Genomic DNA, 25,823 nt, shown 5'->3' on the forward strand with positions numbered 1-25,823 from the left:
CGCCCTTCGGGCTCGTCCTCAAACGCCGGACGGGCTGAAGATATCCGCCGGTCCGGGCCGGAAACTATCCGCCGGCCCGAACCGAGCCACGTCCGGGGGTCACCAGCACCTTCACGTGATCGTCCGGCGCCGCCAGCATGGCGAAGGCCTCGTCGATACCGTCGAAGCCCACCTCCCCGGTGATCAAGGCCTCCGCGTCCACCGCCCCCTGCGCGATCCGCGTCAGCGTTCCGCCGAACTCCTCCGGCGGGTACGCCATGCACATGGTCACCGTGATGTCCTTGTAGATGCCGACCACCGGCCGGAACACGTCCTCCGTCATGCACGCGCCGATCAGCAGCACCCGCGTGGAGCGGGGTGCCCGGTGCAGGACCGTGTTCAGCATGCCGGGGCGGCCCGAGCACTCCAGGACCGTGAGCCGCTGCCCCTGCGACGACGCCTCGCGCCACGCGTCGAAGGGGTCGCGTCCCGCCGGGTCCACCACCACGTGCGCCCCGAAGCGCCCCGCGAGCTCCCGTCGGCGAGGAGACGGCTCCGATACGACGACGGGGGCCACGCCCCGCTCCACGAGCGCCGCGGTCGCCCCGAGGCCGATCGGTCCCGCCCCGATGACGACGGCCCCCGTCCCCTCCTCCGGAGCCGCACGGGCGACATTCCCGAAGCCGACCGCCAGCGGCTCGGTGAGGGCCGCGACGCGCGGCGGGACATGGTCCGGGACCGGGATCAGGGCGGCGGTCTGCAGGACCACGCGCTCCCCGAAGCCGCCCGGGAAGGTGTTGGAGTAGCCGATCGTCCGCAGGGTGCCCGCCGGGTCGAGGGCCCAGGGCAGGCCCACGACGGCCTTGCCCTCCCACTCCCCCGGGCTCAGCACCCGCGCGCACAGCTCGTGCCCCATGACCAGGTCGGCCTCCGGGTCGAAGAGGAAGGACTCCGTCCCGGAATCGCGCGAGGCGGCCAGGAAGTCGGCGGTGTGCCGCGCCGCCGAGAGGTCCGAGCCGCAGATCCCGGTCGCGAGGGACTCGGCGAGCACCTGCCCGGGCCCCGGCACCGGCTCCGGGACGTCGGCCTCGACGAACCGGCCGGCCCGCAGCACCGCCGCCCTCATGACGCACCCCCGCGCGCCACGGCCGCCTCGACCGCCTGCCGCATCGCCCCCACGAACCGCTCGCTGTTCGCATGCGCCCAGTCCATCGACGCCACGCGCCCGCGGTTCGCCCCGGTGAAGCGCGGCACCACGTACTCGGCGAACAGCTCATAGCTGCGCCGCTTGGCCTCCGGCGTACCCGTCGGCAGATCGAGCAGCAGCAGCGTGCCGAAGCCGCCGGACGCCTCCGCCAGGGCCTCGATACGGGCGATCGCGTCGGCCGGGGTGCCGATCGTCGCGACGCCGAAGACGGGAAAGCCCTCGCCGGTCCACTGCGCCACCGCGTCCGACGCCGTGCGGCCCCAGCTCATCGTCGTACCGGAGAGTCCCTCGATGTAGCGCACGAGGTGCAGCACCCCGTACTCGGCCTGGGACCGCGCCTGCGCCTCGCTCTCCGCGAGGTGCATCGGCACGACGAGCCGCCAGCGGCGCCGGTCGGCGACGTGGCCGTGCTCGGCGCAGGATTTCTCGTACGCCGCCCAGTTGCCGGCCAGCGCCGCGAGGCCCGCCGGGTCGGACGCGGCCAGCGAGAGCAGGCCGATGCCGTGCCGGCCCGCCTGTACGGAGCCGGACGGCGAGACGGTCGACGCGACGGCGAGCTCCACGCCCTCGGGGGCGTAGGAGCGCAGCTGAAGGCGGGCCTCGGCCAGTTCGAACCAGTCGGTGCGCGCGGTGACGCTCTCGCCCCGAAGGAGCCGTACGACGGCGTCCAGCGCGTCGGCCATCATGGCGCGCTGGCGCATCGGGTCGATGCCCATCATGAACGCGTCCGACGCGAGCTGGCCGGGCCCCGCGCCCAGCATCACGCGCCCCATCGTCTGGTGGTCGAGCTGCCGGATGCGGTCCGCGAGGACGAGGGGGTGGTGGTACGGCAGCGAGTTCACGCCCGTGCCGAGCCTGATCCTGCGGGTGTGCTCGGCCGCCGCCGCGATGAAGACCTCCGGGGACGCGATGGTCTCGTACCCGGCGGAGTGGTGCTCGCCGATCCACGCCTCGTCGAAGCCGAGCGTGTCGAGATGCCGGACGAGGTCGAGGTCGCGGCGGATCTGGAGCGCGGGGTTGCCGTCGATGCCGTGGTACGGGGCGAGGAAGGTGCCGAAGCGGGTGGGGAGTCGGGGGGAAGAGCCTGAGTGATCCACGCGTACGCCTTTCGCCGACAGGACGTTGGACATAAGGTCGATCCTTCGAATCCTTACGTCCTATACCTGACCTCCGAAGAGGTCAACAGGCAGCAGGGGGTGGGACATTGGAGTCCGCACCACGCACGCGCCGCCGCGCCGACGGCTCGCCCAGCGCGCGGACGCTGCTGCTCACCGTCCTTGGTGAGTACGTCCGCTACGCGGGGGACGAGCGGGTCTGGTCGCAGGCCGTCGTCGGGGCGCTCGGCGGCTGCGGGGTCGGCGAGGCGGCGACCCGGCGGGCGGTGACGCGGCTGGTCCGGGAGGGGTGGCTGGGCACGGAGTCGGTGGGCCGCTGGACGCGGCTCGTCCTGGAACCCCGGCTCGTCACGCTCCTCACGGCGTGGACGCACCGCCTGGAACGGGCGGTCGAGGAGACGCCGTGGCGCGGCGAGTGGCAGCAGCTGCTCCTGCGGGTCCCGGCGGAGGCGTGGCGCGACCGGCCGCTGGTGGAGGAGCAGTTGGCGTTCGAGGGCTTCGGCTCGCTGGGGCAAGGGGTGTGGATCGCGGCGGACGCGGGGGGTGTGGCGGCGGTGCGGGGGCTGCTGCGGGAGCAGGGCCTGACGCCGTACGCGGTGTGGCTGGTGTCCCGCTCGGGCTCGCCCGCGGAGCGGCGCGCGCTCGTCGACCGCGCCTGGGACCTGACGGCGGTGCGCGCCGCCCACGACACGTTCCTGGCCCGCTTCGGCGACGTACCGACCACGCCCCCGTCCTCCGACGAGGAGTCCTTCGTCCTGCGCACCCGCCTGGTCCACGCCTGGCGGTCCACCTTCGAACGGGACCCGCGCCTGCCGGGGTCCCTGCTGCCGGCGGACTGGCCCGGCCCGGCGGCAACCCGCCTGTTCGTCGACACGTGGCGCCTGCTGCGGGGGCCCGCGGACCGGCATTGGGGGTGGCTGGCCGCCGATCCGCGGTCCTGAGCGGGCCCGCCTCACGCCCCCGGCGTGTACCCCTGCGCCGCCTCTGAGGCCTCCGGGGCTCGGGCGACGCTCATGCCGCCCGTCGCCTTCTTGTCGGGGCGCAGGATCACGCTCTCCTTGGAGGACGGGGACTTGGGGTCGGTGAAGTTCTGGGTGACGCCGAAGCCGGTGTCGTACGCGTCGATCGTCAGGAGCGCCTTGTCCACGCCCTCACGGGTGAGGTCCTTGCTCTCGCAGGCCTTCTTCAGGGCCTCGCCGAAGACGGACGCCGCCGTCCAGCCCGCCGTCACGCCGTTGTCCAGGGCGTCCTTGGGGTACGCCGCCCGGTAGTCGGCGACCAGCTTCTTCGCGGCGGCGGTGTCGGCGCCGATCGGGAGGGTCGGCGAGGCCACGTAGTAGTTCTTCGCGAGGGCGGGGCCCGCCTGCGTACCGAGGAGCTGGGGCGAGAACGCCGAGTTGTTGCCGATGATCGGTACGTCGAAGCGGCCCGCCGCGGCGACACCGACCAGCGAGGCCGCCTGCCGGGGCCCCGCGCTGATGACGATGCCCTTGACGCCGGCCTTCTTCAGGGCGGACACCTGCGCCGTCATGTCGTTGTCGGTCGCCTTGATCTTCTGCTCGACGACGGTGAGGCCCGACTTCCGGGCCATGTGCTTCGAGCCCTTCAGGGCGTTCTCCCCGTAGTCGCCCTCGAAGTAGACGTGCCCGAGTTTGTCGCCCTTCTTGAGGCCCTTCTCCTGCATCAGGAAGTCGATCGCGTTGATCGTCTCCAGGTCGTACGTCGATCCGACGACCCGGATGTAGCGGCTGCCGAGCAGGTTCGCCGACCAGGCCTGCGGCAGGACCAGGCCCTTGTTGCCGTCGACCCGCTGTTTGACGGCCGCGACGAACGGCGAGCCGATGAACTGGGCGAAGCCGAGGACGTCCGGCTCCAGTTCGGTGTACGCGGCGACCGCCTTCTGGGGGTCGTAGCCATGGTCCCGGACGGTCAGCTTCAGCTTGTACCCGCAGATGCCGCCGTCCGCGTTGGTCTGCTTGACGTAGAGCTGCTGGGCCTGGGTGACGCTCTTGCCGAGGGTCGCGTAGACGCCGGTCATGTCGGTGAGCACCCCGAGGTTGATCGTCTTCCCGGAGACGCCCTGACCGGTCTTGACGCCGCCGGCCCCCTTCTTGTCGTCGTCGCCGTCCTTCGCCTTGGAGCTGCAGGCCGCCAATGCCAGCAGCACGGCCAGCGCCGTGACCGTCGCGGTGGCTCGCTGCCGGGTACGTGAACTCATCGGTCCTCCCCTGATGTCACTGATTCCGCTGGAGCGTGGCCGGACTTCGGCCTGGAGCGCCGGGCGGCGATACCGGCAAGACCGCCGGGCAGGAAGAGCACCACCGCCACGACGGCGGCGCCGTACAGATACCGGGACGCCTCACCGGGGTTGATGCCGCCGGTACCGGGCGCGGAGACCAGCGGCAGCGCGTCGCTGTAGCGGGTCAGGAGCTGCGGCAGCAGGGAGACGACGGCTGCGCCGGCCACCGCGCCCGCGACCGAGCCGAGGCCGCCGATGACGATCATGGCGAGGTATTCGAGGGAGAGCGTCATGCCGAAGTAGTCCGGCACGGTGCGCTGGAAGACGAGGGCGAGCAGCACCCCGGCGAGGCCCGCGTACATGGAGGAGAGGACGAAGACTCCGGCGCGGTAGCGGGCGACGGGCACGCCGATGACCCCGGCGGCGATGCGGTGGTCGCGGATGGCGTTCATGGCGCGGCCGGGGCGTCCGCGCAGCACGCCGCGGGCGAAGAGCCCGCAGCCCAGGAGCAGGGCGAGTCCGGCGTACCAGAGTTTCTCCGAGGCGCCGAACGGCACGGCGGCGACGACGAGTTCGCTGTCGTCGAAGGTAAGGCCGAAGAGGCTCAGGGGCGGTACGTCACGGCCGTTGGAACCGCCCGTCAGATCATGGGCGTTGAACAGCACATGCTGCCCGATGAAGATCAGGGCGAGGGTCGCGATGCCGAGGTAGGCGCCGCGCAGGCGTCCCGCGATGGGGCTGAAGAGGCCGCCCGCGAGGCCCGCGAGCGCGACGGCGAGCGCGGCGGCGATCCAGGTCGGCAGGCCGAGCCCGGTCAGGCCGTCCGAACCGTCCCCCGCGAGCACGCAGTATCCGTACGCGCCGATCGCGAGGAAGAAGGCGTGCCCCATGGAGAGCTGGCCGGTCGCGCCGGTGAGCAGGTTGATGCCGATCGCGCCGATCGCGGCGGCCATGGCGAAGAGCCCGGCCTGCAGCCAGAAGCGGTCGAGGTAGAAGGGCAGGGCGAGCAGCAGCACCGCCCCTGCGGCCCGGACGTACCCGCGGGGCCGCCTCATCGGCGTACGCGCACGGGAGCGCAACTCGCGGCCACGGGCCAGGACTTCAGACACGGGCCAGCTCCTTCGTGCCGAAGAGTCCGGCGGGCCGGACGAGCAGGATGACGGTCATCACGAGATAGGGCGCGAGATCGCCCAGACCCCGGCCGAGGAAGGTGAGTTCGCTCTGATAGCCGGTGGCGAGCGACTCCGTCACGCCCACCACGATGCCGCCGACGAGGGCACCCGTGGTGGAGTCGAGGCCGCCGAGGATCGCGGCGGGGAACGCCTTCAACGCGGCGAGCGACGTGGCCCGTTCGAGGCCCGGGGTGGGGAAGACGGTGAGGAAGAGCGCGGCCACGGCGGCGAGCCCGCCCGCCACCGCCCAGGCGCCGAGCGAGACCCGGCCCAGGCGTACGCCCATCAGCGCGGCGGTCTCCGGGCTCTCGGCCGCCGCGCGCATCGCGACGCCCCACGAGGTGTACCGGAAGGCGAGCAGGAAGACGGTGATGAGGAGCGCGGCGGCGACGAACGCGGCGATCCGCGTGTGCGCGAGGGTGACCGACCCGACCGTGAGCACGGAGTCGCCCCACGGGTCGCCGAGCGCGAGCACGTCGGTGCCGAGGCGGCGGGTGAGTTCGGTGGTGAGCAGGATGTCGACGCCGATGGTGACGATGGCGAGGACGCTGTGGTCCGCGCCCCGGTAGCGGCGCATGACGAGGAACTCGACGGCGGCGCCGACCACGGCGGCACCCGCGATGCCGACGAGCAGCGCCGCCCAGAAGCCGATGTCGTCGTGGAGGGACGCGGTGATGTAGCCGCCCGCGAGGAGCAGCGAGGCGTGCGCGAAGTTGACCACTTCGGTGGCGCGGAAGATGACGACGAAGCCGAGCGCGATGAGGGCGTACACCGAACCCAACGAGAGCCCGTTGAGGAGGAGTTCACTGAAGGTGGTCATGGCCGGGCCTCCCCCAGATAGGCCCGGACGACGGCCGGGTCGTTCTGTACGTCCGCCGGGGTGCCGTCGGCGATCCGGCGCCCGAAGTCCAGTACGGTCACCGCGTCCGCGAGCCGCATCACCACCCCCATGTCGTGTTCCACGAGCACGATCGAGATGCCGAGACTGTCGCGCACGCCGGCGATGACGGCCGCGGTGCGGCGCCGTTCGTCGGCGGTCATCCCCGCGACGGGCTCGTCGAGCAGCAGCAACCGGGGCTCCATGCACAGGGCCCTGGCCAGTTCGGCGAGCTTCTGCTGTCCGTACGGCAACGCGCCCGCCGGTACGTCGAGCTGCTGCTCGATGCCGACGAACGCGGCGATCTCCCGGACGCGTTCGCGGTGCCGGCGCTCCTCGCGGGCGGCCGACGGGAGGCGCAGCCCGGCGGCGATGAAGCCGGTGCGGGTGAGGCGGTGGCGGCCGAGCATCAGACTGTCGGCGACGGTGGCGCGGGGCGGCAGGGCGAGGTTCTGGAAGATCCGCGCGACGCCGAGTTCCGCGATGCGGTGCGGCGGCAGCGCGGTCAGCTCGTGCTCCCCGAAGCGGACGGTGCCGCCGCCCGCGCGGTAGACCCCGGACAGGACGTTGAAGCAGGTCGACTTGCCGGCGCCGTTGGGCCCGATGACGGCGTGCACGGTGCCGGGGCGGACGGTGAAGCTGACGGCGTCGAGCGCGGTGAGTCCGGCGAAGCGGACGGTCAACTCCCGTACGTCCAGAGGAGGTACGTCCGTATCGCGTGGCGTCGGCTGCTGCGGCTGCCCGGCGGCTTCGGGCCGGTCTCCGGTCATCGTCGCTCCACCCACCGCTCCAGGACCGGCAGTGCGTGGACTCCGCGCGAGGCGTCGGCCGCGGCGGTCTCGTCGACCACGCCGAGGTAGCGGCGGCGCACCTCGTCGGACGCGGCGAGTTCGTCCGCGGGCCCGGCGAGGGCGACTTCGCCCACGTCGAGGACGTACGCGCGCGAGGCGAGGCGCAGGGCGAGCGCGGCGTTCTGCTCGACGAGCAGGACGGAGGTGCCCTGGGCGTTGATCTCCTGGATGGTGTCGGCGATGCGGGCGGCCATCAACGGGGCGAGCCCCAGGGACGGTTCGTCCAGGAGCAGCAGTCTGGGAGAGGCCATGAGCGCCCTCGCCACGGCCAGCATCTGCTGCTCGCCGCCGGAGAGCAGTCCGGCGCGCTGGCCCGCGCGCTCGGCGAGCACGGGGAAGAGTTCATGGACCCGGCTCAGGGCCTCGGACTTCGCCAGCCTGCTCCCGGCCGAGCCGAGGGCGCCCGCCCGCAGATTGTCCGCGACGGTCATCCGCGCGAACACCCGCCTGCCCTCCGGGACCTGGGAGATCCCGGCGGCCACGACCCGGTCCGCGCGCAGCCCGTCGACACGGCGCCCGCCGAAGCGCACGGACCCCGATGTGAGGGCCCCGCGGTGGAAGGCGAGGGTGCGGGAAATCGCGCGCAGGAGCGTCGACTTGCCCGCGCCGTTGCCGCCGAGCACGGCGACGACGGCACCGTCCGGCACCTCGATCGACACCTGCCGCAGGGCGCGCACCGGACCGTATCCGACCGACGCGTCCCGTACGACCAGTCCGGAACCACCCACCTGCGACCCCCTGCCCGCCGACTGCCCTGCGCGTGGCGCTCACCCCAGCACCGCGGGGACCGCCCGTCCACGGCCCGTGGCCGAATCGCTGCGGGTGACCAGCGGGACCGGCCGCCGGTTGTGCACGGGCACAACACCGCGTGTCAGGGGCCTGCCGGAGGCGGCCGAGCGGTGGCATCCTCCGCACGAAGGGGCGGCTACGGGCGGCGGCGACAGGGGAACCCATGGGCGGGCGCAGGCCTCGTACGGGTCACGACTGGAAGGTCCTGGAGGAGGCGTGCAAGGCGCTCCTGCCGCGCGTCCCCGAGCTGGTGGACGAACATCTGCGGCAGCTCTTCGAGCACTCCCCCGTGTACGCGCGGGTGCTTCCCTACGACCAGCAGTGGCAGGAGGCCGAGGAGGCGATGCGGATCGGCATCGCGACGATCACCGCGCCTCGCGCCTCGCCGCGCCGCGATCTGGAGTATGCCGAGGACGCCGGGCGGCGGCGCGCCCAGCAGGGCCTGCCGCTGGACCTGTTGGTGCACTCGTACCGCAATGCGGGCTATCTGGTGTGGGACGCGCTTCTGGAGGGCACGGCGGGGCAGGACCCGGAGCGGCTCGCGGTCCTGATGCGTTCGGCGACGATGGTGTGGTCGGCGGTCGACGCGCAGGCGGCGGCCGCGGCGGAGGCGTACCGGGCGACGGAGATGGAGCTGCGGCGGCGCACCGACGAGCAGCTGCAGGCGCTGCTCGACGCGCTCCTGGAGGGCCAGTCGTCACCGGGGCTCGCCGCGCAGGTCGCCGCGGGGCTCGATCTGCCGGAGCGGGCGCCGTACGCGGTGGTGGTGCTGCGGGCCGAGCGGCGGGACGGGCGTGCGGCATTCCACCGGCAGATCCAGCGGGCCGGGTTCCGCTTCGTCTGGCGGATGCGGACGGACCGGGAGGTGGGGGTGGTGGCGCTGGGCGCCTCGGCGGACCTCGACGCGCTGGCCGCCGCCCTCGACGGGCGCTGTCCCGGTCCCGGCGGGATCAGCCCCGTGGTGGCGGGCCTCACCGAGCTGGGCCACGCCCGGCGGCTCGCCGAACTGGCGCTGCGGACGTGCCCGCCGGACGCGAGCGGGATCGTACGGCTCGACCAGCGGATGCCGACGGCGCTGGTGGTGAGCCAGCCGGAGCTGGCGGGGCGGCTGGTCTCCGACGTGCTGGGGGAGGTGCTGGCCCTCGATCCGGCCGACCGGGCGGTGCTCCTGGAGACGCTGGACGCGTGGCTGGTGTGCGAGGGGTCCGCGGGACGGGCGGCCGGACGCCTGTACTGCCACCGGAACACGGTGTTCAACCGCCTGCGCCGCCTGGAACAACTGACGTCGCGGTCACTGGCCAGGCCGCGGGACCTGATGGAGATGACGCTGGCGTTGGACGCGTATCGGCTGGCGCCGGGCTGAGCGGAGGCTGGGCGGGCTCTTCCCGCCCAGCCGCCCGATTTGTCCGGTGCTGTTGGCCGGTGCTGTTGCCCGGTGCCGCGGCATTTCAGCCGGACCCCGGGAACGAGCCCCACCCGGCCCGGCCCCACGCGGACTACACCAGGAAATCCCGCGCGATCCGCTCCGCCACCGTCTCCAGAATCGGCCCCGCCTCGGCGATGCAGCGCTCGACGTCCGGCTCCACATCCGTCAGTGCGTACGCGCGGCGGATCCCGGCCCGCCCCAGCGCCTGGGCCGGCAGCGCGAGCCGACCGCAGACCGCGACGACCTCCACGCCCGCCGCCCGCGCCGCCGTGGCGACGCCCGCCGGCGCCTTCCCGTGCAGCGTCTGCTCGTCGAGGGACCCCTCACCGGTGATCACCAGCGAGGCACGCTCCAGCGCCGGAGCGAAGCCGAGGACGTCCAGCATGACCTCGATCCCGGGCCGGAAACTCGCGCCGAGCCCGACCAGCGCGCCGTAGCCGATGCCACCGGCCGCTCCGGCGCCCGGAGACTCGGCGTACGAGAGGGCGGAGGAGCCGACCGACTCCGAGAGCACCTGGGCGAAGTGCGCGAGCGCGGCGTCCAGCTCGGCCACGTCCTCGGGGCTCGCCCCCTTCTGCGGCCCGTACACCGCGGGCGCGCCTTTCGGCCCGGTCAGCGGATTGTCCACGTCACTGGCGAGCACGAGGTCCACCGAGGCGAACCGGGGATCGATGCCGGACAGGTCGGCCCGCGCCAGCGAGGCCAGCGGACCCCCGCCCGGCGCCACCGGCGCCCCCTCGGCGTCCAGGAACACCGCACCGAGCGCGGCCAGCATCCCCGCCCCGCCGTCGGTCGTCGCACTGCCCCCGACGCCGAACACGATCGTCCGCGCCCCCGCGTCGAGCGCGGCCAGGAGCAGCTCCCCGGAGCCGTACGTCGTGGACGTGAGCGGCGCGAAGACGCCGTCGGGCAGCAGCTGGAGGCCGGACGCCTCCGCCATCTCCACGACCGCAGTCCCCTCACGCAGCGCGTACGCCGCCGTGACCTCCTCGCCGATCGGTCCCGTGACCTTCACCTCGCGGCGCTCGAACCCGGCCGCGACCGCCGCGGCGACCGTGCCGTCGCCGCCGTCGGCCACCGGCAGGGCCTCGACGCGCACCTCAGGGGTGACGCGGCGCAACCCGGCCGTCACCCGTTCGGCGACCTCCACCGCCGTGAGCGACCCCTTGAACTTGTCCGCGGCAATGAGCACATGCTGCGCCTCCCGCGCATGCCGCACACGCTCCGCCGTCTCAGCAGCGTCCGCCACCTTGCATCCCCTTGCTTTCCGGGCCTTGCTCACGTCAAGGCAGTCGCGCCGTTGCGACCATAACCGGAAGGGTCCCCGTACGGGAAGAATGATCGATCAGCGAGACGGCCGGCTGCCGTCCTCCACCCCGCCCGGATTCACCCTTCCGACTCACCCGGTCTCAGTCCGTCCCCCCGGCGCCCCGCGAGTCGTACAGCTGGTGCGTCGTGCGCCCACCGTCCCCCATCGGCACGCTGATGTGCTCCAGCACATCCTCGAACAGGTCGATGTCGCCGGTACGGACCATCGGCTCGCACGCCTCCGCGGCGGCGGGGACCGCCAAAGGGACAACCCCCAGGACGGCGGCAGCCAGTACGGTCGTACGACGCTTCATGAGCGCTCCCTGTTTCTGCATGATTCGACATGAACAACATGGGAAGTCTGTGTTTTTCACCGAAAACATGTCAAACGTCTCACGCGTCCGTCAAAGCAGTGGCGTTGACCGCGCGAAAGCGCCGCGAATTCGGTAAACCGGACGCATGACCCCAGTGCGAGCGGAACTCGCCGACCGCGTCCTCGGCGGCTGGATCGGTCGGATCGCCGGCAACATGCTCGGCAAGCCCATCGAGCGGGGCGACTACTGGACGCGGGAGCGCATCGAACGCTATCTGCGCCAGGCGGACGCCCTGCCGCTCACCGACTATCTGCCCGAACCTCCTTCCTGGGTGGAGGAGTTCCAGCTGCGGCCCGAGTGGCAGCGGTGTGTGCGGGGCGGGGTGCACGGCAGTTGCCGGGACGACGACGTGGACTACGCGATCCTCGGCCTCGACCTCCTGGAGACCCACGGCTTCGGGTTCAGCACCGAGCAGGTCGGCGAGCTGTGGCTGCTGCGGCTGCCCTATCTGCAGACCTTCACGGCGGAGCGCGCGGCGTACCGGAATCTCGCGAACGGGCTGAAGCCGCCGCTCACGGCGACCTATGAGAACGCCTACCAGGAGTGGATCGGCGCCCTCATCCGCGCCGACATCTTCGGCTGGACCTGTCCCGGCGCCCCGCGCCGCGCCGCAGCCCTCGCCCGCCGTGACGCCGTGCTCTCGCACACCGGCAACGGCGTGTACGGCGCGATGTGGGCGGCGGCGCTGGTGTCGGCGGCGTTCACCGCGCCGACGCCGCGGGCCGCGCTCGACGCGGCCTTCGGCGTCATCCCGTCCAGCAGCCGCCTCGCCCGCACGGTGCGCCGCGTGCTCTCGCTGCACGAGGCCGGGCTCGACTGGGAGGAGACGCTGGCCACCTCGGAGGCGGAGACCGCGGGGCTCGGCTGGATCCACACGGTGCCGAACGCCGCCGTCCTGACTGCCGGACTCCTGTACGGCGAGGGCGACTTCACCCGCACCATCTCGCTGACCGTGCGCGGCGGCCTGGACACGGACTCGAACGGAGCCACGGCCGGATCGGTCGCCGGGGTGCTGTGCGGCGCCAAGGCGATCCCCGCGCAGTGGCGCGATCCGCTCGACGACCGGGTGCGCAGTGCGGTGTTCGGGTTCGACGGGGCGCGGATCAGTGAACTGGCGGCGCGGACCGTGGAGTTGGTCGAGGCGTAGGAGTGCGGCGTCGGTCGAGGGCAGGAGCGTGGCGTCGGTCGAGGGCAGCGGCGCGGCAAAGGGGCGTGGCGTCCGCTCGGTGCGCCCTTGCCCCGATCGGCGCGTCTAGGCTTTCGGCGTGACTGCTGCTCAGGACTACGCCACGTACATCGCCGGCCTGCCCCGCGTCATCGCCGGGGCCGCCGCGCTCTTCCGGGACGCCGAGGGACGGGTGCTGCTCGTCGAGCCCAACTACCGTGACGGGTGGGCGCTGCCCGGCGGGACCATCGAGTCGGACGAGGGCGAGACCCCGCGCCAGGGCGCCCGCCGCGAGACGGCCGAGGAGATCGGCCTGGACGTCGAACTCGGCGCGCTGCTCGCCGTCGACTGGGTGCCGGGCGCGGCCCGGCCGCCGCTGGTCGCCTATCTGTACGACGGTGGGGTGCTCCGCGACGAACAGCTGAAGTCGATCCGCCTCCAGGAGGAGGAGCTGCTCTCCTGGCGCCTGGTGGCCCGCGAGGAGCTGCGCGAGTACCTGCCGGGCGAGCTGGGGCTGCGGGTCCTCGCGGGGCTCGCGGCGCTGGACGCGGGGGCGGGGGCCGTGGAACTGGAGAACGGGGTGCGGGTGGGTTGAGGCCGTACGCCCGCTGAGAGCTGGGCCTAGAAGAGCGCGTCGGCGTTTGCCTGCGTCGCCCCCTCGAACACCAGCAGCCGCTGCTTGCGGTCGAGGCCGCCGCCGTATCCCGTCAGGGAGCCGCCCGCGCCGATCACCCGGTGGCAGGGGACGATGACGCTGATCGGGTTCTTGCCGTTGGCCAGGCCCACCGCGCGCGAGGCGTTGGGCTTGCCCAGTGCCTCCGCGAGTTCTCCGTACGTACGGGTCTCGCCGTACGGGATCAGCAGCAGCTGCTCCCAGACGGTGCGCTGGAACGGCGTCCCGTCGAGCCGCAGCGGCAGGTCGAACTCCGTCAACTCCTGTGCGAAGTACGCCTCCAGCTGGCGGATCACCTCGCCGAACGGCGCGGCGTCACGGTCGCCGAAGGTCTCCTCGGCCGGGCGGTGGCGCTGATCCGTCATGTAGACACCGCTGAGGGTGCCGTCGGTCGCCACAAGGGTCAGCGGGTCATAGGGGCTGTCGATGACGGTGTGCTGGCGGTGCATCGGCTCGAACTTCCTTACGCGGGGATCGTGTTGATGGGGTGATCATCGATGGCCCAAAGGTACTGGACCGCGTACGCCCGCCAGGGGCGCCAGGCCGCGGCCCGTGCGGTGAGCGCGGCCGGGGTGTGCGGCAGGCCCAACTCCTGTGCCGCGCGCCGGATTCCGAGATCCGACGGCAGGAACGCGTCCGGGTCGCCGAGCGCCCGCATCGCGATGACCTCGACCGTCCAGGGGCCGAATCCGGGCAGCTCGGTCAGGCGCGCCCTGGCCTCCTCCCAGTCGCACTCCACGCCGAGCCCCAGCGAGCCGTCCGCGAGGTGGCGTACGAGGGTGGTCAGTGTGGTGCGGCGGCTGCGGGGCAGCGCGAGCGACTCCGGGTCGAGCGCGGCGAGCGCCTCCGGGGCCGGGAAGAGGTGGGTGAGGCCGCCCTCGGGGTCGTCGACCGGCTCTCCGTGCGCGGTGACGAGGCGCGCGGCGTGGGTGCGGGCCGCGGCCGTGGAGACCTGCTGGCCCAGGACCGCGCGTACGGCGAACTCCGCCTCGTCGACGGTACGCGGCACGCGGCGTCCCGGAGCCTTGTCGACGAGCGGCGCGAGCAGCGGGTCGGCGCGCAGCTGGTCGTCGACGGCGACCGGGTCGGCGTCCAGGTCGAGCATGCGGCGGCAGCGGCTGATGGCGATGGTGAGGTCGCGCAGGTCGGTGAGGCTGAGGCGGCAGGCGATGTGGTCGGCGGTGGGGGTGAGGGCGGCGATGCCGTGTCCGTAGGGCAGGCGGAGGGTGCGTCGGTACGCTCCGTCGCGCCACTCCTCGACGCCGGGTACGGCGGTGGCGATGAGGTGGCCGAAGAGGTTGTCCGGGGTGAGCGGGGCGCGGAAGGGGAGGCGCAGGGAGAGGACGCCGGGTGTGCCGGGGGTGGGCGTCGCCGCCTTGGGGGCCCGGGAGCGCAGCTCGCCCGGAGCCAGGGCGAAGACCTCTCGTACGGTGTCGTTGAACGTACGGATCGAGGAGAAGCCCGCGGCGAAGGCGATCTCCGCCATGGGGAGGGCCGTCGTCTCGATGAGGAGCCTCGCCGTCTGGGCACGCTGCGCGCGGGCGAGAGCGAGCGGGCCCGCGCCGAGTTCCGCGAGGAGCTGGCGCTCGACCTGGCGGGTGCTGTAGCCGAGGCGGTTCGCCAGGCCGGGGACGCCGTCGCGGTCGACCACTCCGTCGCCGATGAGCCGCATGGCGCGGGCCACGAGGTCGGCGCGCTGATTCCACTCCGGGGAGCCGGGGCTGCTGTCCGGGCGGCAGCGCTTGCAGGCCCGGAATCCGGCCTGCTGGCAGGCCGCGGCGCTGGGGTAGAAGCTCATGTTCTCGGGCTTCGGGGGGACCACGGGGCAGCTGGGCCGGCAGTAGATCCGGGTGGTCAGCACCGCGGTGAAGAACCACCCGTCGAACCGGGCGTCCTTGGACTGGACGGCGCGGATGCAGCGGGCGGGATCCTGATGCATGACGCTGGCACTGGCACTGGCACTGGCACTGGCGCCGGCCTGGGCGGTGAGGGGCATGGCTCAAGAATGGTGCATCGGCCCCCTGACGGCTGGCGAGAATCCGACATGGACCTTGGGGCGTCCGTCGCCCCCTGCCCATCGCTCCCTTGCCCATCGCCCCCCTCGCTGTGCCCATGCCGGGCAGCGGTCAATCAGGCGGCAGGGGCAAGGCGTGGCGGAACGTGTCATAGGCCCCGGCGTCGAAAAGCACGAAGCGGATCTCCGTGAAGGAGCCGGTCGGCGCCCGGCCGACCGCCCGGAGGGCCACGCGGGCGCCGTCGTCCAGGGGCCAGCCGTAGACGCCCGTGGAGATCGCGGGGAAGGCCACCGTCCGCGCCCTCAGCTCCGCGGCCACCCGCAGCGACTCCCGGTAGCAGGAGGCGAGCAGCTCGGAGCGGTCCTCCGTGGCGGACCACACCGGGCCCACGGTGTGGATGACGTACCGCGCGTCCAGCAGTCCCGCGGTCGTCGCCACCGCCTGCCCCGTCGGCAGCCCCTTGCCGTAGTGCGACGCCCTCAGCCGCCGGCATTCGGCGAGGATCTCCGGTCCGCCCCTGCGGTGGATCGCCCCGTCGACGCCCCCACCCCCGAGCAGCGAGGAATTCGCGGCGTTGACGATCGCGTCGACCGACTGCCGGGTGATGTCCCCCTGGACGAAGGTGATGGCCGTCATGCCGAGCGGAGCCTCCTCCATACCGCCTTGGCGGCGTTGTGACCGGACATGCCGTGCACACCCGGCCCCGGCGGCGTCGCGGACGAGCAGATGAAGACCGCGGGGTGCGCGGTGTTGTACGGGAACAGGGACAGCTTGGGACGCAGGAGCAGCTGGAGCCCGCTCGCCGCGCCGCAGGCGATGTCGCCGCCCACATAGTTGGGATTGCGCTCGGCCAGCGTCGCGGGCCCCGCGGTCGCCCGCGCGAGGATCCGGTCCCGGAAGCCCGGCGCGAACCGCTCCAGCTGCCGCTCGATCGGGTCGGTGAGATCGCCCTCCCAGCCGTTCGGCACGTGCCCGTAGGCCCAGAACACCTGCTTCCCCTCCGGCGCGCGCGAGGGGTCGACGACACCGGGCTGGACGGTGATCAGGAACGGCGGGTCCGGAGGCCGGTTCTCCCGCGACACGGCCCTCAGCGCCGCGCCGATCTCCGCGCTGCTGGGCCCGATCTGCACCGTACCGGCGGTGTGCGCCTCCTTCGCCGTCCATGGAACGGGGCCGTCGAGGGCGTAATCGATCTTGAAGGTCGCCGCGCCGTAGCGGTAGTTCTGGTAGCTCCGGCCGAGCCCCGCGATCCGCGCGAGCGCGGTGGGGGACGTGTCGAAGACGTACGCGCGGGCCGGCGGCAGGTCGTCGAGCCGCTTGACCTCGTAGTCGGTGTGCACCGCGCCGCCGAGGTCCTTCAGGTACGCGGCGAGCGCGTCGGAGATCGACTGCGAGCCGCCCCGCGCGAGCGGCCAGCCGCGGGCGTGCGCCGCCAGGGCGAAGACCAGGCCGACACCGCCGGTGGCGATCCCGGTCGGCGGCGCGATGACATGCCCGACGAGCCCGGAGAGCAGCGCGCGTGCCCGGTCGTCCCGGAAGCGCCGCATCAGCCACGTCGCGGGCGGAAGCCCGACGAGGCCCAGGCGCGCGAGGGCGACCGGGTCGCGCGGCAGGGCCGTCGACGGCAGCGACATGAAGTCCCGCAGGACCGTGTCCCACTCGGCGAGGAACGGCTCGACGAGACGGCGGTACGTCCCCGCGTCGCGCGGGCCGAACGAGGCGGCCGTCTCGGCGACGGAACGCGACAGCACGGCCGCGCTCCCGTCGGGGAAGGGGTGCGCCATGGGCAGCGGCGGCTGCAGCCACTCCAGGCCGTACCGATCGAGTGGCATCGTCCTGAACACCGGGGAGTTGATGCCCAGCGGATGTGCGGCGGAACAGGGGTCGTGGCGGAAGCCGGGCAGGGTCAGCTCCTCGGTCCGCGCACCCCCGCCGACCGTGCCCTTGGCCTCGAACACGGCCACGGAGAAGCCGCGGCGGGCCAGCTCCACGGCAGCCGTAAGACCGTTCGGTCCCGCCCCCACGACGACGGCATCAAGCATCGACGGCACCTTCGGACTCCTTTGTCAGCCGATGGCCACTGCCGCCCAGGATAGGCCTGGCCACCGACAGCGCCGCGGGCGCGGGTAGCCTCTGCCGGGTGACGCACTGGTTCCGCATCGCTGACGGCGCCTCCGGTTCCGCCTCAGTCCACTGGTTCGAGACAGGGGACGACCTGATCCCCGTACGCCAGGCCTCCTTCGACGAGCCGCACGGCACCGCCCCCGTCGTCGCCTCCGTCGCCGCATCCCGCGAGGAACTCACCTGGACCGAGAGCAAGTTCGGGGAGCTGGGCGCCGGGCTCTACACGGCGCGGTACGGAGCACTCGTGGACCGTCCCGTCAGGAGTCCGGTCAGGGGTGGCGTCAGGGGTCCTGTCAGGGGTGGCGAGGCGGTCGGCGAAGCCGGGTTCGAGGCCGCGTGGCAGCGCGCCCGGCACGGTCGGAACTCCTCGTCACCGCACGAGGGCGGTCCGCTCCCCCATGGCACCCGGCTGACCGGCACGGTCAGCGAGCTGCCGTGGGGACCCGGCAGGACTGGCCTCTTCGTCGACCTGGGCCTGCCGATCACCGGCTTCGTGGACATGGGGCACCTTCTCTTCGACCCCGACGACTGGCCGCCCGTCGGCACCGTCACCGAGTTCGAGGTGACCACCGTCCGCTTCAGCCTCGAGCCGCCGCGCGGCGCCCCGCAGATCAGACTCCGGCCGACAGCAGTGCCACCACCCGGTCGACCGTGGCGGCATCCCGCGCGGCCGTGAACGGCAGGGCGTTGCCCCCGGCTATCCGGAAGGGCTCCCCCGCCACCGTGCGGTTCCCGCCACCGGCCTCCGCCACGAGCAGCAGCCCCGCCGCGTGGTCCCAGGCCAGCTCCCAGGAGAAGGCGACCGCGTCCAACTCGCCCTTGGCGACGGCCAGATACTCCAGGCCCGCCGAACCGCAGGGGCGCGGCGCGACGCCCTCGGTCCGCAGGCCGCTCAGCGCGCGCTTCTGGTCGTCGGTGGTGAAGTCCGGGTGCGAGGTGGCCACTTCGAGCACCCCGCCCGGCGAACCGGCCGTCAGCCGCTGCCCGTCCAGCCAGGCGCCCTTGCCGCGCACTGCGACGGCCATCTGGTCGAGCGCCGGGGCGTACGTCCACGAGGCCTGCACCTCGCCGTGCCGGGCCAGCGCGACCAGCATGCAGAAGCCGGGGTCGCCGTGGACGAACTGCCGGGTGCCGTCGACCGGGTCGACGATCCACACCGGTGCCTCGCCGCGTATCGCCTCGTAGCGCGCGGGGTCGGCGTGCACCGCTTCTTCTCCGACGACGACCGAGCCGGGCAGCAGCTCCGTGAGGGCGGCGGTCAGCTGCTCCTCCGCGAGGCGGTCGGCCACCGTCACCAGGTCGTGCGGCCCGCTCTTCTGCACGACCTCGTCGGCCGTGAGCTGCCGGAACCTCGGCATGACCTCGGCCGCGGCGGCCTTGCGGAGTGCCTCTTCGACCGCCGGGACGCCGTGTACGAGAAAGTCTTCGATCATGCGTCCATGAGAGCACGCCGCACTGACAACGCGTACGGACCAGGTGTACGGAAGCCGGATGTGAGGTGAATTCCACACAACGCCGTCACCGGCTTCCCACCGCCCCTCGCCTTCACCGGCGCTCCGCGTTCAGCGCGTCCACCGCTCCCCTCGCGTCGCCGATGGTCAGGTAGTCCACGGCGACGAAGTTCACCGGGCGTCCGCGCTCCCGCTCGCAGTCGCGCACGCGGTCGAGCACCGCCGCGCGGGTGTTGACCGTGCCGGCGTCGAGGCGGCTGCCGCCGTCGATGGTGATGAAGTGGTTGAGCAGGAAGAGCCGCTTGTCCGTGCCGCCCCGGTGCGGGACGCAGCTCATGTCGGCGGGGGCGCGGAAGGCGTACGGGGTCTCCATTCCGTACCGGTAGAAGTTGCGGTACCAGGGCGCGGGCCCGTCGGCGCGCTCGGCGAACACGACGAGGCGCCTGCCGTCGTCGATCATCTCGCCCAGTTCGGGCCACGGCCGGCCGGGGTCCGGGTCCGGCGTGAACAGCAGGTCGGCGAGCCCGGCCTCCTCGAACGCGGCCGCGGTCTCCTCGGCGCCCACCGCGTCCTGCACGATCAGCGTGACGACGTCGGTGGGGTGGGCGCGCAGCCAGTCGCCCAGTTCGCGCAGTGTGGGCACGAGGCCGATCGCGCCCGCCCGGCACACCGAGTGGCAGAGCCAGAGTCCTTCGCGGGGCGGGTTGAACTTGTTGATCGCAGCCTTGATCTGCCCCTGCAGGCGAGGCGAGAAGTCGGAGTCCGCCAGGCGGCCGGTGATCTGTTCCGGGCGCTCCCAGGTGTAGGTGTCGATCTGCAGGGCGCGTACGCCGTCGTTGAGCTGCGCGGTGATACGGGGGTCCTGGAGCGGCCCGATGAACTGGTCGGCGGTGGTGGACATCGCGTTGTGCGAGGTGAGCTGGGCCAGCTCGTCGTAGGGGCGGTCGCAGAGGTGTGCGCTGCCCTGGCAGACGCGCGGTTCGGCCCGGCCCGCCGCGACGGGCGCGAGGACGACGCCGCCGAGGGCCGCGCCCGCCACGCCGACGGCGAGCAGCTGCACCCGGCGGGGGCCGACCGTCAGGGCGGGCCCGGACTCCCACACCCAGCCGGCGGTGACGAGCAGCGCTCCCGCCGCGAGCAGGATGTACGCGGCGACGGTCGCGGTGGTGAGCACGCCGTCCAGGGCCGCGCCCACCACGTCGTCGACGAGCCGCGCCACGGAGGGCGGCCAGGACGCGGGCGGGTCGACGACGCCGCCGTCGGTGGCCAGGCGGGCGGCCACCGCGCACAGCCCCGTCAGGGCCCCGCCCAGGGCGAATGCCCGGCCAAGACCCATCAGGCGCCGGGCGGGGGCCGCCGGGCCCGTTACCCACAGGAACGCCAGGGCCGCGACGCCGAGCAGCGCGGCGAGGGGCTCGACGACGCCCTGGGCGAGGTGGGTGGCGGAGCGCGCCCGGTGCAGCGGGGCGAGCGTGTCGCCCGACGTGTCGAGGTCGGCGGTGATGTCCCAGGTGTCCCCGTCGGCGAGCCCGCGCAGCTGCGCGGTGGCGAGCCGGGTGCGCTCCGACGCGGCCTCGGGCCCGACGGCGGCGAGGGCCGACGCCACGTCCCCGCTCTCCAGGGCCACCTCCACCTCGGGACGCAGCTCGTCGCGGCGGTCCTCCGGCACCACCTGGAGCAGCGCTCCGGCGGCCGTGACTGCCTGCTCCCTGGACAGTTCGAGGGCGGGCAGACCGGCGGGCGGGACGCCGGTAGCCAGAGTGTTCGCGGCTCGGCCGAGGCCGTCGACGAAGGCGCGGAAGTCCGGTTCGGGCTGCCGTTGTACGGAGGCGACCAGGTCGCCGAAGTAGGTCTGGGCGAGATTGCCGACGTTGGTGAGCACCGGCCGCAGGTCCACGGTGAGCCGCAGGGTGTCGTGCTCGCCCCGCAGATACCCGGTCACCTCCGTGATCTGCCGGTCGGCCATGGCCCGCAAGGTCTCCGGGGGCAGCACGATCTTCAGGTTGGAGGTGATCGCCGCCTCCGGGACCGGCAGCCGTCCCAGGAGGTCGCGGGCCACCGGGAGGGTCCGCGGATCGACGAGGACCTCGTTGTAGAGGCGGTCGTAGGCATGCTGCTCGTCGAGTACGCGCTGGTGGAAGCCGGGGCTGAGGACCGTGCTGCGGACCGTGGCCGTCGCGGCGAGGACGGTCACGCACAGCACCGCCACGACCCAGGCGACGGGCCGCAGCACGCGCCTGAGGCGGGACGAGCGGACTTCCATGGATTCAGGTTGAGCGCACCGGGCGGACGCGGCGAGTCGGTGGGGCGCCCGCCGTCCCCGTCGCCGCGCCGCCCCCAGTCCCGTCGCCGCACCGCCCCAGTCCCGTCGCCGCACCGCCCCCAGTCCCGTCGCCGCGCCACCCCGAGCAAGCCGACATATGGTGCATAAGATCCCTCTCCGTCCCGAAAGGGCCCTCCCATGTACCCCTCCCTCACCCCGGATTCCCTGGCCCGGCTGCGCGCGGCGCGCCCCTATCCGGCCGTCACGGTCCTGATGCCGACGCACCGCAGGGAGCCGGACAACGCGCAGGATCCCGTACGACTGCGCAATCTCGTCGCCGAGGCCAAGCATCGCCTGGAGGCGGATCCGGCCGTGCCGAGGGAGCAGCGGCTGGCGGTGGTCGAGGAGCTGGACCGCGCGGTCGCCGACGTCGATCTCGTGCACGCCGAGGACGGGCTCGCGGTCTTCGCCGCTCCCGGTGAGCACCAGGTGTGGTCGCTGGCCAGGACCGTGCCTTCGCGCGTCGTGCTCTCGGACACGTTCCTGACCCGCAACGTCGTCGCGGCCCAGGCCGCCGAGCGCCCCTACTGGGTCCTGGCCGTCTCCCCCGACCGCGTCACGCTGTGGAGCGGCTCCGAGGAGCGGATCACCGAGCACACCGCCGACGGGTTCCCGCTGAGCCGGAGCCTGGAGGACCCGGACGCCGAGCGCAAGGAGCGGATCGGCGATCTGCCGAGCACCTTCCGCGACGAGCAGACCCGCAAGTTCCTGCGCGAGGCCGACCAGGCGGCGGCAGCCGTGCTCGACGCCCACCCGCGCCCCCTCTTCGTGGCCGGGGAGGCCGCCGCGCTGTCCCTCCTCGACGACATCGGGACGGTCACCAAGAAGGCCACGCGGGTGCCGCACGGCGGCCTGGCGCACGGCTCGGCGGATGCGGTGCGCCAAGCGCTGGCACCGCTGCTCGCCGAACGCGACAAGGCCGAACTGGAGGGCGTACTGCGCGAGTTGGACGCGGCGCAGGGGCGGCGCCAGTTCGCCGCGGGGCTCGACGAGGTCTGGCAGAACGTGGCGGCCGACCGGGTCCGGCTGCTCGCCGTGGAGGACTCCTACCGGGAGACCGTGCGCGGCGACGGCGGCCATCTGGTGCCGGCATCGGCGGACGACATCGACGCGGTCGACGACATCGTGGACGACATCGTCGAGCGGGCCCTGGACACCGGCGCACAGGTCAGCTTCGTACCCGAAGGCAGCCTCACCGACCGCGGCCGGATCGCCTGCGCCCTGCGCTACTGACCCCCGCGGCGAAAGGACCGTACGGAATGAACCCCCAGACACGGCGCCCCGGGGCGGCGATGTCCGCCGCCCTCGCGGTGGCCGCCACAGTGACGGCTGCCGCCGCCCTCGTCTCGTGCAGCACCGACAGCGACGCGCCCTCCGGTCAGAGCAGCCGGACCATCAGCGAGCGGCCGACGGCTCCCGACTCGGTGTCCTTCTCGGAGAAGACCGCATCACCCCTGAAGTCCGCCGCGTCACAGGCCGTGGAGTCCGCGCGGGCGTCGGCGTCCGCGGCGGAGGCATCGGCGTCGGAGCGCGCGGACGAGTTCGAGGCGTCCGTGTCGGCGGAGGCCGAGCGGCTCCAGAAGGACGCGAAGAACGCGCTGAAGGACGTCGAGGGCGAGGGCAACGCGATGTCCGACGTGTCGATGACGGGCAAGCCGCGCTCCGAGACGGGCGGGGTGCTCGCCTCGATCGTGACCATCACCAACAGCACCGACAAGAAGGCCAGTTACGCCCTCCAGGTCGACTTCCGCGACGCCGAGGGCAAGACCGTGGAGACGCGCTACATCGGCAGGGAGGACCTCGGCCCCGGCGAGCGGACCCAGGCGTACGCCATCAGTCACGCGCCACCGGAGCCGAAGCTCTCCGCGAAGCTGGTCAAGGCCCAGCGCTACTGAGCCGCCTGACGGCACATCAAAAGTGACTGATCCTCAGAAACCCACGGGGTCGCGGAGCAACGGACACGTCATGCAGTGTCCGCCGCCGCGGCCCCGCCCCAGTTCCGCGCCGACGATCGTGATGACCTCGACGCCCGCCTTGCGGAGCAGCGTGTTGGTCTGGGTGTTGCGGTCGTAGGTGAAGACCACACCCGGCTCCAGGGCGACGGCGTTGTTTCCGCTGTCCCACTGCTGCCGCTCGGAGGCGTAGACGTCCCCGCCGGTCTCGATCACCCGCAGCCCGGGGAGGCCCAGCGCCTTGCCGACCACGTCGACGAACGCGCGCGAGCCCTCGTCGGTGATGTCGAGCCCCGGCGCCTTGTCGCTGGGCCGCAGCGTGAAGGAGTGCACGGCGTCCATGATCTTCGGGTAGAGCGTGACGATGTCGCGGTCGGCGAAGGTGAAGACGGTGTCGAGGTGCATCGCGGACCGCAGCTTCGGCATGCCCGCGACGATGACCTGCTGCGCCGCCCCGTTCCGGAACAGCGCGGACGCGACCTGCGTGATGGCCTGCCGCGAGGTGCGCTCGCTCATCCCCATCAGTACGACGCCGTTGCCGACGGGCATGATGTCGCCGCCCTCGAACGTCGCCTGCCCCCAGTCGAGTTCGGGGTCGCCCCACCAGATCGTGGCGCCCGCGAAGTCGGGGTGGAAGCGGTAGACGGCCTTCATCAGGAGCGTCTCGTCGTGCCGGGCGGGCCAGTACAGCGGGTTGAGCGTGACACCGCCGTACAGCCAGCAGGTCGTGTCGCGCGTGTAGAGCGTGTTCGGCAGCGGCGGCATCAAGTACTCGCGTACGCCGGTGGATTCGCGGACGAGGGAGACATACCCGGAGCGGAACTCGTCCGGCAGGTCCGCGGTGGCCAGACCGCCGATGAGGAAGTCGGCGAGCCGGCGCGGCTCCAGGGTCTCCAGGAAGGCGCGGGTGTCGTCGATGAGTCCGATGCCGACCTCGTTCGCGGTGATCTTCCGCTCCAGGAGCCAGGTCCTCGCCTCGGGGATGGCCATGGTCTGGGCGAGCAGCTCGTGCAGTTCGAGGACCTCGACGCCGCGCTGCCGGAGCTTGTTGACGAAGTCGGCGTGGTCGCGCTGGGCGTTCTCCACCCACATGACGTCGTCGAAGAGCAGGTCCTCGGCGTTGGTCGGGGTCAGCCTGCGGTGGGCGAGACCGGGCGCGCAGACCAGGACCTTGCGCAGCTTGCCGACCTCGGAGTAGACGCCGAAGTTCGCGGTGGCGGGGGTGTCGGGGCTGGTCACGGTGCGCCTTTCGTGGAAGGGGGAGCGGGCGGCGGGGGTCGGTCGGGCAGCGGTCAGAGCTCGATCCAGCCGGCCGCGAGGGCGATCACGCCCATGACGGCGCCGGCGACCGAGACGGCGCAGATGACGGCCTCGGGGGGCGAGAAGAGGCGGCGGCCCTGTTCCCGCCGCGTCTTGACGAACAGCAGGGTCGCCGGGGCGTACACGATGAAGGAGACGAGGACGAACTTGAGCCCGGCCGCGTACAGCAGGAACGCCGTATAGAGCGTGGCGATCACGCCGATCACCAGCTCACCGCGGGTGCTCCGCCCGACGACGCCCGCGGCCCGCGGCCTGAGCCCGATCTTGACGGCGAAGGCGGCCGCGAGCAGGAACGGGATGAGGCTGAGCGAACTGGTCAGATCGAGTGCGAAGTTGAACGCGTCGTCGGAGAACGCCGTGACGACCAGCACGACCTGGCTCAGCGCGGTGGTCATCAGGAGCGCGGGGACCGGCACGTCCTCGGACGTCGCGCTGCGCAGGAAGCGCGGCATGTCGCTGTCCTTCGCGGCGACGAAGAGCACTTCGGCGGCCATCAGCGTCCAGGCGAGATAGGCGCCGAGCACGGAGACGATGAGGCCGACGCTGACGAAGACCTTGCCCCAGGTGCCGACGGCCTCCTCCAGGACGCCCGCCATGGAGGGCTGGCGCAGCTCGGCGATCTCGGCCATCGGCAGGATCCCGTACGACACGATGGTGACGGAGGCGAAGACGGCGAAGACGCTGAGGAAGCCGAGGATCGTGGCGCGGCCGACGTCCTCGCGCCGTTTGGCGTGCCGGGAGTAGACGCTGGCGCCCTCGACGCCGAGGAAGACGAAGACGGTGGCGAGCATCGTGCCGCGCACCTGGTTGAAGAGGGAGCCCGCGTAGTCCGCGCCGCCGAAGTTGTCGACGAAGACGTTCACCTTGAAGTAGAAGAGCGCGAGGACGACGAAGACGAGGATCGGGACGATCTTGGCGACGGTCACGATCCGGTTGATCGCGGCGGCCTCCTTGACGCCCCGCCGGATCAGCAGGAAGAACCCCCACAGGCCCACCGACGAGAGCACGACGGCGAGCGCGGTGTCCCCTTCGCCGAGGCTCGGCCAGATGGCGCCGACCGTCGACATGATCAGCACCCAGTACGTCACGTTGCCGACGCACGCGCTGGCCCAGTAGCCGAACGCGGAGAAGAAGCCGAGGTATTCGCCGAACCCGGCCTTGGCGTAGGCGTAGACACCGGCGTCCAGGTCGGGTCTGCGCACGGCGAGGGCCTGGAAGACGAAGGCGAGCATCAGCATGCCGGTGCCTGCGATGGCCCAGGCGATGAGCGCTCCGGCGACGCCGGTCTCGGCGGCGAACCGGCTGGGCAGCGAGAAGACGCCCGCGCCGACCATGGAGCCGACGACCATCGTCGTCAGCGTGACCAGCGTCAGTTTCGCCGCCGGAGCGGAGCCCGCGGCGGCCTTGTCGCTCGCTTCGGCGTGGGACATGGGTGACTCGTCAGCTCCCCTCGGGGCGGACAC

The 25,823-nt window shown here is 72.7% G+C and carries 24 protein-coding genes; 7 read left to right on the top strand and 17 right to left on the bottom strand.

From position 1 onward, the window contains the following. Nucleotides 1-64: 64 nt before the first annotated feature. Entirely contained in the window at nt 65-1,105 is a 1,041-nt protein-coding gene (locus ACIBKX_RS10920) for a zinc-binding dehydrogenase (protein WP_363273972.1), read from the bottom strand. Continuing rightward, nucleotides 1,102-2,316, bottom strand: a complete 1,215-nt coding sequence (locus ACIBKX_RS10925; RefSeq protein ID WP_363273973.1) for an LLM class flavin-dependent oxidoreductase — start codon at nt 2,314-2,316, stop codon at nt 1,102-1,104. Before ACIBKX_RS10925 ends, ACIBKX_RS10920 begins: the two co-directional genes overlap by 4 nt. A gap of 74 nt (nt 2,317-2,390) precedes the next feature. Between ACIBKX_RS10925 and ACIBKX_RS10930 the strand changes: the two genes are divergently transcribed. Then, nucleotides 2,391-3,242: a PaaX family transcriptional regulator C-terminal domain-containing protein gene (locus tag ACIBKX_RS10930; RefSeq protein ID WP_363273974.1), complete on the top strand. Its 852-nt coding sequence runs from the start codon at nt 2,391-2,393 to the stop codon at nt 3,240-3,242. A gap of 11 nt (nt 3,243-3,253) precedes the next feature. Here ACIBKX_RS10930 and ACIBKX_RS10935 read toward each other — a convergent pair whose 3' ends face one another. The 5 genes from ACIBKX_RS10935 to ACIBKX_RS10955 are packed head-to-tail and all read right to left on the bottom strand — an operon-like array spanning nt 3,254 to nt 8,168. Beyond that, on the bottom strand, nt 3,254-4,519 hold the full coding sequence (locus ACIBKX_RS10935; RefSeq protein ID WP_363273975.1) for an ABC transporter substrate-binding protein: 1,266 nt from the start codon (nt 4,517-4,519) through the stop codon (nt 3,254-3,256). Continuing rightward, on the bottom strand, nt 4,516-5,649 hold the full coding sequence (locus ACIBKX_RS10940; RefSeq protein WP_399375725.1) for a branched-chain amino acid ABC transporter permease: 1,134 nt from the start codon (nt 5,647-5,649) through the stop codon (nt 4,516-4,518). Before ACIBKX_RS10940 ends, ACIBKX_RS10935 begins: the two co-directional genes overlap by 4 nt. After that, nucleotides 5,642-6,532: a branched-chain amino acid ABC transporter permease gene (locus ACIBKX_RS10945; protein ID WP_363273976.1), complete on the bottom strand. Its 891-nt coding sequence runs from the start codon at nt 6,530-6,532 to the stop codon at nt 5,642-5,644. Before ACIBKX_RS10945 ends, ACIBKX_RS10940 begins: the two co-directional genes overlap by 8 nt. After that, on the bottom strand, nt 6,529-7,359 hold the full coding sequence (locus ACIBKX_RS10950) for an ABC transporter ATP-binding protein (protein WP_363273978.1): 831 nt from the start codon (nt 7,357-7,359) through the stop codon (nt 6,529-6,531). Before ACIBKX_RS10950 ends, ACIBKX_RS10945 begins: the two co-directional genes overlap by 4 nt. After that, nucleotides 7,356-8,168, bottom strand: a complete 813-nt coding sequence (locus ACIBKX_RS10955; RefSeq protein ID WP_363273979.1) for an ABC transporter ATP-binding protein — start codon at nt 8,166-8,168, stop codon at nt 7,356-7,358. Before ACIBKX_RS10955 ends, ACIBKX_RS10950 begins: the two co-directional genes overlap by 4 nt. 224 nt (nt 8,169-8,392) lie before the next feature. Here ACIBKX_RS10955 and ACIBKX_RS10960 point away from each other — a divergent pair, with 224 nt between their 5' ends. Further along, nucleotides 8,393-9,592 carry a helix-turn-helix domain-containing protein gene (locus ACIBKX_RS10960; protein WP_363273980.1) on the top strand — a complete coding sequence of 400 codons (1,200 nt, stop codon included), beginning with the start codon at nt 8,393-8,395 and terminating at the stop codon, nt 9,590-9,592. Between the two features lie 133 nt (nt 9,593-9,725). On the opposite strand, the gene ACIBKX_RS10965 is transcribed toward ACIBKX_RS10960, so the two are convergent. Next, nucleotides 9,726-10,904, bottom strand: coding sequence for a glycerate kinase (locus ACIBKX_RS10965; protein WP_363273981.1), 1,179 nt, complete (start codon nt 10,902-10,904; stop codon nt 9,726-9,728). A 160-nt stretch (nt 10,905-11,064) separates the two neighbouring features. Next, nucleotides 11,065-11,277 carry a hypothetical protein gene (locus tag ACIBKX_RS10970; protein WP_363273982.1) on the bottom strand — a complete coding sequence of 71 codons (213 nt, stop codon included), beginning with the start codon at nt 11,275-11,277 and terminating at the stop codon, nt 11,065-11,067. Nucleotides 11,278-11,422: 145 nt separating this feature from the next. Here ACIBKX_RS10970 and ACIBKX_RS10975 point away from each other — a divergent pair, with 145 nt between their 5' ends. Then, nucleotides 11,423-12,484, top strand: coding sequence for an ADP-ribosylglycohydrolase family protein (locus ACIBKX_RS10975; protein WP_363273983.1), 1,062 nt, complete (start codon nt 11,423-11,425; stop codon nt 12,482-12,484). Between the two features lie 118 nt (nt 12,485-12,602). Beyond that, nucleotides 12,603-13,097 (top strand): NUDIX hydrolase, encoded by a 495-nt coding sequence (locus ACIBKX_RS10980; protein ID WP_363273984.1) that lies wholly within the window; start codon nt 12,603-12,605, stop codon nt 13,095-13,097. 26 nt (nt 13,098-13,123) lie between these two features. Here ACIBKX_RS10980 and ACIBKX_RS10985 read toward each other — a convergent pair whose 3' ends face one another. The 4 genes from ACIBKX_RS10985 to ACIBKX_RS11000 all read right to left on the bottom strand — a co-directional run bounded on the left by ACIBKX_RS10985 (nt 13,124) and on the right by ACIBKX_RS11000 (nt 17,232). Further along, nucleotides 13,124-13,624 (bottom strand): methylated-DNA--[protein]-cysteine S-methyltransferase, encoded by a 501-nt coding sequence (locus ACIBKX_RS10985; protein ID WP_363273985.1) that lies wholly within the window; start codon nt 13,622-13,624, stop codon nt 13,124-13,126. A 14-nt stretch (nt 13,625-13,638) separates the two neighbouring features. After that, a complete protein-coding gene (locus ACIBKX_RS10990; RefSeq protein WP_363274041.1) occupies nt 13,639-15,114 on the bottom strand; it encodes an AlkA N-terminal domain-containing protein in 1,476 nt (491 codons plus the stop codon). 187 nt (nt 15,115-15,301) lie between these two features. Then, a complete protein-coding gene (locus ACIBKX_RS10995) occupies nt 15,302-15,826 on the bottom strand; it encodes an O-acetyl-ADP-ribose deacetylase (RefSeq protein ID WP_363273986.1) in 525 nt (174 codons plus the stop codon). Beyond that, entirely contained in the window at nt 15,823-17,232 is a 1,410-nt protein-coding gene (locus ACIBKX_RS11000; RefSeq protein ID WP_363274042.1) for an NAD(P)/FAD-dependent oxidoreductase, read from the bottom strand. Before ACIBKX_RS11000 ends, ACIBKX_RS10995 begins: the two co-directional genes overlap by 4 nt. Before the next feature lie 98 nt (nt 17,233-17,330). Here ACIBKX_RS11000 and ACIBKX_RS11005 point away from each other — a divergent pair, with 98 nt between their 5' ends. Then, the gene (locus ACIBKX_RS11005; protein ID WP_363273987.1) at nt 17,331-17,990 is read left to right on the top strand and encodes a hypothetical protein; all 660 of its coding nucleotides are present in this window, start codon (nt 17,331-17,333) and stop codon (nt 17,988-17,990) included. On the opposite strand, the gene ACIBKX_RS11010 is transcribed toward ACIBKX_RS11005, so the two are convergent. After that, nucleotides 17,926-18,747: an inositol monophosphatase family protein gene (locus tag ACIBKX_RS11010; protein WP_363273988.1), complete on the bottom strand. Its 822-nt coding sequence runs from the start codon at nt 18,745-18,747 to the stop codon at nt 17,926-17,928. The two genes, ACIBKX_RS11005 and ACIBKX_RS11010, sit on opposite strands and share 65 nt — an antisense overlap. A gap of 112 nt (nt 18,748-18,859) precedes the next feature. Next, nucleotides 18,860-21,028, bottom strand: coding sequence for a hypothetical protein (locus ACIBKX_RS11015; protein ID WP_363273989.1), 2,169 nt, complete (start codon nt 21,026-21,028; stop codon nt 18,860-18,862). A gap of 198 nt (nt 21,029-21,226) precedes the next feature. On the opposite strand from ACIBKX_RS11015, the gene ACIBKX_RS11020 reads away from it, so the two are divergent. Both ACIBKX_RS11020 and ACIBKX_RS11025 read left to right on the top strand, forming a co-directional pair. Next, nucleotides 21,227-22,321, top strand: a complete 1,095-nt coding sequence (locus tag ACIBKX_RS11020) for a chemotaxis protein (protein ID WP_363273990.1) — start codon at nt 21,227-21,229, stop codon at nt 22,319-22,321. 26 nt (nt 22,322-22,347) lie between these two features. Continuing rightward, nucleotides 22,348-22,983: a hypothetical protein gene (locus ACIBKX_RS11025; RefSeq protein WP_363273991.1), complete on the top strand. Its 636-nt coding sequence runs from the start codon at nt 22,348-22,350 to the stop codon at nt 22,981-22,983. A gap of 33 nt (nt 22,984-23,016) precedes the next feature. Here the strand turns inward: ACIBKX_RS11025 and ACIBKX_RS11030 are convergent, their stop codons facing one another. Together ACIBKX_RS11030 and ACIBKX_RS11035 are read right to left on the bottom strand one after the other, a co-directional pair. Continuing rightward, on the bottom strand, nt 23,017-24,279 hold the full coding sequence (locus ACIBKX_RS11030; RefSeq protein ID WP_363273992.1) for an arginine deiminase: 1,263 nt from the start codon (nt 24,277-24,279) through the stop codon (nt 23,017-23,019). Nucleotides 24,280-24,332: 53 nt separating this feature from the next. Next, on the bottom strand, nt 24,333-25,790 hold the full coding sequence (locus ACIBKX_RS11035) for a basic amino acid/polyamine antiporter (protein ID WP_363273993.1): 1,458 nt from the start codon (nt 25,788-25,790) through the stop codon (nt 24,333-24,335). Nucleotides 25,791-25,823 lie beyond the last annotated feature (33 nt).

The organism is Streptomyces sp. NPDC050658 (assembly GCF_044457025.1).
Lineage (GTDB): Bacteria > Actinomycetota > Actinomycetes > Streptomycetales > Streptomycetaceae > Streptomyces.